We start from the raw sequence: 9115 nt of genomic DNA on the forward strand, positions 1-9115 counted from the left end.
GGCGCGAACAAATACAAGTCCGCGCCAACCCTTTATATTATTTACCTATTTTTCAATCGTACGTTTATTTTTGTTCAGTCACGTGTACCTTTACAGTAGCCGTTACTTCTGGATGTAATTTAACCGGTACATTTGTGTAGCCTAATGCGCGAATAGCATCATTTAATTCAATTTTACGCTTATCTACTTTAATTTTGTGTTTTTTCTTTAATTCTTCAGCAATTTGTTTGCTTGTGATAGAACCAAATAAACGGCCTCCTTCACCAGATTTTGCTGTTAATTCAACTGTTAGTTCTTCAAGAGTTGCTTTTAACTCTTTGTTTGCTTGAAGTTCTGCAGCTGCATCTTTTTGCTCTCTATGTTTTTGTGCTTCTAATACCTTCACATTACCGCCTGTAGCTTCAACAGCATAACCATTTTTTAATAAGAAGTTATGTGCATAACCGTCTGAAACATTTTTCACTTCACCTTTTTTGCCTTTTCCTTTTACATCTTTTAAGAAAATTACTTTCATGATCTTCTACCTCCATCTAAGTACTCATCAATTGCTTGTTTAAGCCGTTCTTCAGCTTCATCCAAACTAATGTCTTGGAGCTGAGTAGCAGCATTCGTTAAGTGGCCTCCGCCTTGGAGACTTTCCATAATAACTTGTACATTGATATCCCCAAGCGATCTAGCACTAATACCAATTAGATTATCCCGTCGCTTAGAAATAACAAATGAAGCAACCACTCCGCTGATTGAAAGCAGCGTATCTGCAGCTTGCGCAATTAACACCTGATCATACATTTTGTTTGGTTCAGCTCGTGAAATGGCAATACCTGCTGTATAAATCTCTGCATGTTCAATAAAGCGTGCTCGCTGTACATATTGCGTGATATCTTCTTTTAAAAACTTTTGAACAAGAACCGTATCTGCGCCTTGAGAACGTAAAAAGGACGCTGCATCAAACGTACGAGATCCCGTGCGTAATGTAAAGCTTTTTGTATCGACAATAATACCGGCTAAAAGTGCTGTTGCTTCTAGCATATCAATTTTAAATCGTTTTGGCTGGTATTCAAGCAGCTCAGTAACGAGTTCTGCTGTCGAGGAAGCGTATGGCTCCATATAGACAAGAAGAGGATCTTCGATAAAGTCTTCTCCTCGTCTATGATGATCAATGACCACGACATTTTCAATACGATTTAATAACCTTTCTTCAATAACGAGCGACGGCTTATGCGTATCTACTACTACTAAAAGAGTATCATCGCTCACAAGATTTAAGGCTTCTTCAGGCGTAATAAATCGTTCCCACAGGCCTTCCTTCTTTTTAATCTCTTCTAGCATTCGCTGAACACCTGTATCAATATGGTCAGGATCTAATACGATAAAACCGTCTTTTTGATTCACTTGTGCTACTTTTAATATTCCAATGGCAGCTCCTACAGCATCCATATCCGGATACTTATGACCCATAATAATCACTTTTCCACTCTCTGTAATGAGCTCTTTTAACGCGTGAGAAATAACTCTTGCACGCACGCGCGTCCGTTTTTCCATTGGATTTGTCTTGCCGCCAAAGAATTTCACTTTTCCATTCGGCTGTTTAATCGCTACTTGATCTCCACCTCGACCTAAGGCCAAATCCAAGCTAGATTGAGCTAAAGCACCCAGCTCAGGTAAATCAGCAGCACCAGCTCCGATACCAATGCTTAATGTAAGCGGTATATTTTGTTTAGACGTCTCTTCTCGAACTTGGTCCAAAATAGAAAATTTACTTCGCTCTAAATGAATTAAGATTTGTTCATTCATAATCGCAATAAATTTCTCAGAAGACGTACGTTTAATAAAAATACCGTATTCTTGAGCCCAACTATTTAACATAGAAGTTACTTGGCTATTCAAGTTACTTTTAACTTGATCATCCATTCCTTGCGTGAGTTCATCATAATTATCTAAAAAGATAATGCCTAAACTTGTTCGTTCTTCTTCATACAATTTTTCGATTTCTATTTGCTCTGTAATATCAAAGAAGTACAGTAAGCGCTCGTCTCGTTTAATCACCACTTTGAATTTCCGATCATGCAACGTGACAACTTCTGTTTCCACTTCTTGTTTGATCAGTGGAATAATACTCTCTGCTACATCGTATAATGATCTTCCCACTAGTGTGTCTTCACCGAGACAAGATGCTAGAAAAGGATTGGTCCATTCAATTTGATATTCATCATTAAATAGCATAATCCCAATCGGCATTTCCATTAATGCCTCTTCGCCTACTTTTTTCAGCCGATGAGACAGCATTGAAATATAGGTTTCAAACTCATCGGACAGCATTCGCTCCATTCTCATGTATAGAAAAAGACAGGCTAATAGTAATATAAAGCCTATCATTCCTATGATCCAATTATGATAGGTCACGATACCTACTAAAATCAGGGCTATACTATACAATGAGTAAAATGGATAGCGAATGACGTTCTTTTTTGTAAAGACAGGCATCCATTTCAGCTCCTACTTTTTTAAGTTCCACAATATCTACTTTTTTGTGTCTAATTGTTTTCTTAAATTAAATCCTAAATCAATTATACCTAAGATGCGCACAATTTGAAGGATAATTGGAATAATTAATGCTAAAATTGTTACAACAATTGGAATTGCTTTGGCATACCCTTTTTGATACGAGAAATAGAAAATAAAAGAGATCCCTTGTAACACTACTAGCATTTGCAGTCCCATCACGATGTTGATAATAGCTACGTACATAAATGTACCTTGTTCAATATTAAAAGATGGGAAAGATAAGATTAACGCAATCAAATAATACCATAGAATACTTTTAGGAAGTTTCAATTCACGAAAAGGCGGGAATGCTTGCACCTCATAACCTGTTCTTTTAAGAATAGGCGTAGCAATAAGCTGAGAGAAAAAGGCCAGAATAACTCCGCCCATAACAATTAATAGAGGCAACAGATTTTTAAACATATCAAACGCATCTCTCATTTGGTCAATTTGAGATTCCTTAACGTCTTGTCCTAAACTTTTCATCATTTCAATACTTTGATTAATCGATTGATCTAAAGCATTATTTATTTGCTCCATTAAATTAACATTAAAAATGACATTTGCTCCTACGAACAATAAAAGTAAACCTAAACTAAATGCAACCGTGCCGCCTAGTAAAATGGTATACCTTTTTTGTTTTTGTCGGTAAAGCATTCCTATTGCTAATCCACCAATACCAAATACAAGTGTAAAAGGAAGAGTCAACACATTTCCAAATAACAAAGTCAATAACAACCCTACTACTAAAAATAATATTGCCTTTTTCCACCCATGACGAACGGTATACACAATAAATGGAACAGCTAGCGCTAGTTGAAAAATGGTTCCCACAACAGGTATGTATAGTGAAAAAAGCAACAGCGCCACAAACAGCGCTAAAAGAGCTGCTCCTTCTGTAATATATCGAATTCCTTTCACAACTTCACCTCGTTGACATAGACTATTATTTATTTTATCGATTCAGTTCATAAGAAGCAACTATTTGACAAAAGAGCACCTATGTAATGTAAAAAGAGGCAGTAAGGAAATCCTTACTGCCTCTTTTTATACCGTTCATTATTCACCAGAAACATATGGTAATAATGCCATTTGACGAGCGCGTTTGATAGCGATCGTTAATTTACGTTGGTATTTAGCGCTTGTTCCAGTTACACGACGAGGTAAAATTTTACCACGCTCTGAAACGAATTTTTTAAGCATATCTACATCTTTGTAATCGATGTGAGTGATGCCGTTTGCTGTGAAGAAACAAACTTTACGACGTCTGTTGCGTCCACCTTTACGTCCACCTGCCATTTTGATACGCCTCCTTCCGCTTAAAAGTTTCTATAAAATTTTATACTCCGGATAATCTACTGCGAATTAAAACGGTAAATCGTCATCTGAAATGTCAATTGTCTCGCCATTATTTGCAAATGGATCATCATCAACGCGAGTATAACCTTGATTACCTGAGTTACGGTTCTGATTATCTCCAAATGGAGAGCCTTGTCCAGATCCTCCAGTGTTAGCAAAGTTACTGCGTTGCGTATCCCCACCGCCACTTTTCGGCTCTAAAAATTGCACACTTTCCGCTACAACTTCCGTTACGTATACGCGACGACCGTCTTGTCCTTCGTAACTGCGAGATTGTAGTCGACCATCAACACCAGCTAAGCTTCCTTTTTTAAGGAAATTCGCTGCATTTTCAGCCTGACGACGCCATACAACACAGTTGATGAAGTCAGCTTCACGTTCACCTTGCTGATTTGTAAATGTGCGGTTTACCGCTAAAGTGAATGTTGCAACCGCTGCTCCACTCGGGGTATAACGTAATTCAGGATCTTTGGTTAAGCGTCCTACGAGAATTACGCGATTCATCATCAGAACCACTCCTTAAGGAAATAAAACCCATTTATTTAAACGTTTAATTATGCTTCTTGTTTAACAACGATATGACGGATAATGTCTTCGTTGATTTTCGCAAGACGATCAAATTCAGAAACTGCTTCTGAAGTAGCCGCCACGTCAAGAATCATGTAGTAACCGTCACGGAAATCATTGATTTCGTATGCTAAACGACGTTTACCCCATTCTTTAACATTTGCGATTTCAGCACCATTATCAGTTAATACGCCGTTGAAGCGCTCAACTAATGCTTTCTTTGCTTCGTCATCAATGCTTGGACGGATGATGTACATTACTTCATACTTTCTCATCACTGTCACCTCCTTTTGGTCTAACGGCCCGAAACGGGCAAGGAGCAATAAAATATTACTCACGAATTAAAATTATAGCACACTACCATAGGCAAAGCAATATGCATTGCGGGCTGTTTCGTAAATATACGCTAATATTTTCGCCAACGACAAAAGCCGAAAGAAGATATCTTCTTTCGGCTTTTAATCTTATACGTTAAAGCGGAAATGCATAACGTCTCCATCTTTTACGATGTATTCTTTTCCCTCTAAACGTACTTTTCCAGCTTCACGAGCCGCTCCCATTGTTTTAGCAGCTAATAAATCCTCGTATGACACCGTTTCTGCACGAATAAATCCACGTTCAAAATCTGTGTGAATAATACCTGCACACTCAGGAGCTTTCATACCTTGTGTAAACGTCCACGCGCGTACTTCTTGCTCACCAGCTGTAAAGTACGTAGCTAATCCAAGTAAATCGTACGCTGCACGTACAAGCTGATCTAGACCTGACTGTTCAATGCCTAGTTCTTCAAGGAACATTGCTTTTTCTTCTCCTTCAAGCTCAGCAATTTCAGATTCAATGCGTGCGCAAACAACAATTACTTCTGCACCTTCACTTCCCGCATACTCACGCACTTTTGCTACATATTCGTTAGCAGATGCATCGGCTACTTCATCTTCAGAAACGTTCGCTACATAAAGAATAGGTTTGATCGTTAGCAAATGAAATTGTTTTACTAATTTCATTTGTTCTTCTGTAAACGATACAGCACGAGCTGGCTGATCACTTTCAAATGCATTCTTTAGTTTCTCTAGAATTTCGTATTCATACATTGCTTCTTTATCTTTTTGTTTAGCCATTTTTTGAACACGGCCAATACGCTTCTCTACCGTTTCTAAATCTGCTAAAATCAACTCTAAATTAATTGTTTCAATATCTGAAATAGGATCTACTTTTCCTGAAACGTGCGTGATATTTTCATCTTCAAAACAACGCACAACGTGACAAATTGCATCTACTTCTCGAATATGAGATAAGAATTTATTTCCCAGTCCTTCACCTTTACTAGCACCCTTTACGATTCCAGCGATATCTGTGAATTCAAATGCTGTTGGAATTGTTTTTTTAGGTTTTACAAGCTCTGTAAGTTTTTGAAGACGATGATCAGGTACTTCTACAATACCTACGTTAGGATCAATCGTACAGAAAGGGTAGTTCGCAGATTCTGCGCCCGCTTGTGTAATTGCATTAAATAATGTTGATTTTCCAACGTTAGGAAGACCAACAATTCCAGCTGTTAAAGCCATATATTTATTCACTCCTCTTTATATATCCGAAACAAGTTAACCTGTCACAATTATAGTGAGTCAACTTTTGAAATACAAGTTTGATAAAGAACCTTTAGCCGCATGGCGTTAGGGTGCTTCATTTTGTCCCACCTTACAGTATAAGGCATAAACATAGAAAATGCATGAGGTTATTCCTCATGCTTTACAAGAATTTTTTTCATTTTACGTGCAAAATCACGTCTTGGAATCATTACGCTATGGCCGCAGCCTTCACATTTAATACGGATATCCATTCCCATTCGAATGATTTTCCATTCATTTGTACCGCAAGGATGAGGTTTTTTCATTTCCACAACGTCATTTAAACCAAATTCTTTTTCCGTCATCAGCTCTCTCCTCCTTATGTCCCTTTTAACGTCGACGAATGCTGTGCTTCTTCTGTACGATTATACATAACCATACGAGGAAATGGAACTTCAATGCCATGTTCATTTAGCCTTGTACGCACTTCTTTACGAATCATACGAGAAATATGGAAATGTCTCATTGGTTTTACTTCGCTTGTAATCCTCATTGTGACTTCAGTTGCATGGATATTTTGAACGCCCAGCAATTCAGGCGTTTTAACCATATCTTCATAGCGACTTGGCAATTCTTCTAACAGGTCTAAGATCACTTGTTCTGCTTTTTGTATGTTTTCTTCATAAGAAATGCTTACATCAACGAAAGCTACGCTGTTATGTAAAGAAAAATTAGTGACCTCCACAATACTACCATTGGGCAAAATATTAATTTCGCCTGTCCAACTCTTAATCTTTGTTGTACGCAACCCAATTTCCTCCACAGTTCCCTCAAATGTTCCTACTCGAACATAATCGCCAACGGAGAACTGATCTTCAAAGATAATAAAAAAACCAGTGATGATGTCTTTCACTAAGTTTTGAGCACCAAACCCTACCGCGAGCCCTACGATTCCAGCCCCCGCTAGCAATCCACGGACATCTACGGATAATGTTTCTAAAATCATAACTCCCGCAACGAAATAAATAGCATAAGAAAAAATATTCTGAAGCAAACGGACCATCGTAGCTTCTCGTCGCTCAGAAATACGCAGAGGGCTATTTGTGCGAACCTCTACAAATTTATTTAACGCTTTCTTTCCAATTCGAATTAAAAACATGGAAATAAGCAGAATCAACAGAATTTTTATAAATCCCTCTCCAATATGTGCCCACGTTTCTTCTTGAAAAAATGGCTCAAACACGTTCTTAAAAACTGACTTCAACGAATTCATACTACATGTAGCTCCTATCGTAACATAATCTACATACGAGAAAGTTTTAATCTATTGTAGCAAGTTTCTACGAACTTTTGTAGCGATTTCGAAATGGATACAATAGAACAGCTGTTACTAAAAATAAATTGACGATTCCATACATTGGATATAAAACGGCAATCAAAGTAGAAAAACCTAACTTTGTAAAAGGAATCATTAAAAGTAGCCAGCAGGCTGCCAGTTTCCAAAGAGATTGCACCTTTTCGGTATGAAAACGCGCGGTCAGTCCTAAGATTCCCGATACGGCTGTTGTATAAATTGCAATGAGCAAAACAATGCTCATTAAAAACAGCATCGTATAAGGAAAGTCTTTAAGAATAGCGAATAATGGAATTTCATAAGAAGAAAGAAGGCCTGAAACTTGAATAAGCGATTCATTATAAATAAAGGAAAGCCCCCCTAATAAAAAACCACTGCCAATACTTGCAATATAAATCTCTTTTTTGCTTTTAATTTCCTTTCCAATTGTAGATAATACCGCGACAAGAGGGAGGATATTTAAAGCCGTAAAGGTAAAAGCAGCAGGCCAATTATGCTGAAGATGCCAATCAGTTACTCCAGGATGACGTAAAACAAATGTAAGAAGTACGCCAGCTAGTCCAATCATTAAGATTGGCATAACAAAAGAATTGATAGAAAGAAGCCCATTTAATCCTCTCGAAAAAACAAAGACGATAAACGTACTAAGAGCGCCAATTCCCCACCAGTAAGGAACATGCCACATTTCCAATGTCGCCCCACCGCCCGCGATCATAATCACAGTTGTCGTAAATAAATAAAAAACGATTAAAACATCGTAAGCTGCAGCCCATCTCTTTCCTATTAATTCAATGAGCACTGGATAAAATTGATTGGTTCGGTAACGATAGCTGATTTGCATAATCACATTGCAAGAAATCGCAAAAATAATAGAAAATAGAAAAATAGCAAGTCCGCTTTCTTCGCCAAAAAACTGCCATAGCTCTCTCCCTGAAGCATATCCAGCGCCTATCATGGTTCCCATAATTAAGAATATCCATTTACATCCTGCTCTCCACATCGATTTTCCCCCAATCCATGAAATATATGTATAGAATCTTCAAAATCTTCGTATACTGTTACTATTATGTATAAGGAGTGGACCCTATGAATTTAAAATCTCCCTTCTTTGAGAAGACACAACATTCAACCCGCGTATTTCATGATGAAGAATCTGCTATAAAGAAGCTGAGTACACAGTTACTATCTTTACTTCCAGCACAGAAAGACAGACCAATTGTTTTTGTATGTATTGGAACGGACCGTTCAACTGGGGACTCATTGGGTCCATTAGTCGGAACGAAACTGAATGAAAGAAAAGTTTCATCTTTTCACATTTTTGGAACGTTAGAAGAGCCTGTTCATGCTGTTAATTTGAAAGAAACGTTAAAGCATATTCAAAAGCTTTTCCCAAATCCTTTTATTATTGGAATTGATGCTTGTTTAGGTCGTATGAAAAGCGTAGGCTCTGCATCACTTGGAGTAGGACCCGTTAAACCAGGAGCAGGAGTTAATAAAGAATTGCCGCCAGTCGGAGATATTCATATAACAGGAGTTGTCAACGTGAGCGGATTTATGGAGTTTTTCGTCTTGCAAAATACGAGGCTTCATCTCGTTATGTGCATTGCCGATTTAATTGCGAAAAGCATTGAGACTGTGCACACCGAACGAGAGAAAGAGTTTAATGCTTCTCCGGTTTACCAAACTGTAAGACACTATAAACAATAAAAAAGGTGTCTAACTA

11 protein-coding genes are annotated in these 9115 nt (G+C 37.8%); 1 reads left to right on the top strand and 10 read right to left on the bottom strand.

Translation table 11 applies throughout. From position 1 onward, the window contains the following. Positions 1-64: 64 nt before the first annotated feature. The 10 genes from rplI to N178_RS18265 form a co-directional block, all read right to left on the bottom strand. Entirely contained in the window at positions 65-514 is a 450-nt protein-coding gene (gene rplI / locus N178_RS18220; RefSeq protein ID WP_045293918.1) for a 50S ribosomal protein L9, read from the bottom strand. After that, positions 511-2484, bottom strand: coding sequence for a DHH family phosphoesterase (locus tag N178_RS18225; protein WP_013085556.1), 1974 nt, complete (start codon positions 2482-2484; stop codon positions 511-513). The genes rplI and N178_RS18225 overlap by 4 nt, the downstream gene beginning before the upstream one ends. Positions 2485-2520: 36 nt before the next feature. Next, positions 2521-3465 carry a YybS family protein gene (locus N178_RS18230; protein WP_045293919.1) on the bottom strand — a complete coding sequence of 315 codons (945 nt, stop codon included), beginning with the start codon at positions 3463-3465 and terminating at the stop codon, positions 2521-2523. A 138-nt stretch (positions 3466-3603) separates the two neighbouring features. Next, positions 3604-3843, bottom strand: coding sequence for a 30S ribosomal protein S18 (gene rpsR / locus N178_RS18235; protein WP_013059913.1), 240 nt, complete (start codon positions 3841-3843; stop codon positions 3604-3606). A gap of 66 nt (positions 3844-3909) precedes the next feature. Then, on the bottom strand, positions 3910-4410 hold the full coding sequence (ssb, locus tag N178_RS18240; protein WP_013059914.1) for a single-stranded DNA-binding protein: 501 nt from the start codon (positions 4408-4410) through the stop codon (positions 3910-3912). Positions 4411-4457: 47 nt separating this feature from the next. Next, entirely contained in the window at positions 4458-4745 is a 288-nt protein-coding gene (rpsF, locus tag N178_RS18245) for a 30S ribosomal protein S6 (protein ID WP_013059915.1), read from the bottom strand. A gap of 189 nt (positions 4746-4934) precedes the next feature. Continuing rightward, the gene (gene ychF, locus N178_RS18250) at positions 4935-6035 is read right to left on the bottom strand and encodes a redox-regulated ATPase YchF (RefSeq protein ID WP_045293920.1); all 1101 of its coding nucleotides are present in this window, start codon (positions 6033-6035) and stop codon (positions 4935-4937) included. A 170-nt stretch (positions 6036-6205) separates the two neighbouring features. After that, positions 6206-6403: a DUF951 domain-containing protein gene (locus tag N178_RS18255; protein WP_013059917.1), complete on the bottom strand. Its 198-nt coding sequence runs from the start codon at positions 6401-6403 to the stop codon at positions 6206-6208. Between the two features lie 14 nt (positions 6404-6417). Then, the gene (locus tag N178_RS18260) at positions 6418-7311 is read right to left on the bottom strand and encodes a mechanosensitive ion channel family protein (protein WP_028409761.1); all 894 of its coding nucleotides are present in this window, start codon (positions 7309-7311) and stop codon (positions 6418-6420) included. 67 nt (positions 7312-7378) lie between these two features. Beyond that, positions 7379-8392 carry a YkvI family membrane protein gene (locus N178_RS18265; RefSeq protein WP_045293921.1) on the bottom strand — a complete coding sequence of 338 codons (1014 nt, stop codon included), beginning with the start codon at positions 8390-8392 and terminating at the stop codon, positions 7379-7381. An 86-nt stretch (positions 8393-8478) separates the two neighbouring features. Between N178_RS18265 and yyaC the strand changes: the two genes are divergently transcribed. Continuing rightward, positions 8479-9099, top strand: a complete 621-nt coding sequence (yyaC, locus tag N178_RS18270) for a spore protease YyaC (protein WP_045293922.1) — start codon at positions 8479-8481, stop codon at positions 9097-9099. Positions 9100-9115: the final 16 nt, after the last annotated feature.

Origin of the sequence: Priestia aryabhattai B8W22 (assembly GCF_000956595.1) — a bacterium.
GTDB classification, from domain to species: Bacteria; Bacillota; Bacilli; order Bacillales; family Bacillaceae_H; genus Priestia; species Priestia aryabhattai.

Bases quoted from the DNA above. Each gene is read 5' to 3' on its own strand.
- rplI (WP_045293918.1), bottom strand. From the start codon at position 514: ATGAAAGTAATTTTCTTAAAAGATGTAAAAGGAAAAGGCAAAAAAGGT.
- ychF (WP_045293920.1), bottom strand. From the start codon at position 6,035: ATGGCTTTAACAGCTGGAATTGTTGGTCTTCCTAACGTTGGAAAATCA.
- N178_RS18225 (WP_013085556.1), bottom strand. From the start codon at position 2,484: ATGCCTGTCTTTACAAAAAAGAACGTCATTCGCTATCCATTTTACTCA.
- rpsR (WP_013059913.1), bottom strand. From the start codon at position 3,843: ATGGCAGGTGGACGTAAAGGTGGACGCAACAGACGTCGTAAAGTTTGT.
- N178_RS18265 (WP_045293921.1), bottom strand. From the start codon at position 8,392: ATGTGGAGAGCAGGATGTAAATGGATATTCTTAATTATGGGAACCATG.
- ssb (WP_013059914.1), bottom strand. From the start codon at position 4,410: ATGATGAATCGCGTAATTCTCGTAGGACGCTTAACCAAAGATCCTGAA.
- N178_RS18255 (WP_013059917.1), bottom strand. From the start codon at position 6,403: ATGACGGAAAAAGAATTTGGTTTAAATGACGTTGTGGAAATGAAAAAA.
- yyaC (WP_045293922.1), top strand. From the start codon at position 8,479: ATGAATTTAAAATCTCCCTTCTTTGAGAAGACACAACATTCAACCCGC.
- N178_RS18260 (WP_028409761.1), bottom strand. From the start codon at position 7,311: ATGAATTCGTTGAAGTCAGTTTTTAAGAACGTGTTTGAGCCATTTTTT.
- rpsF (WP_013059915.1), bottom strand. From the start codon at position 4,745: ATGAGAAAGTATGAAGTAATGTACATCATCCGTCCAAGCATTGATGAC.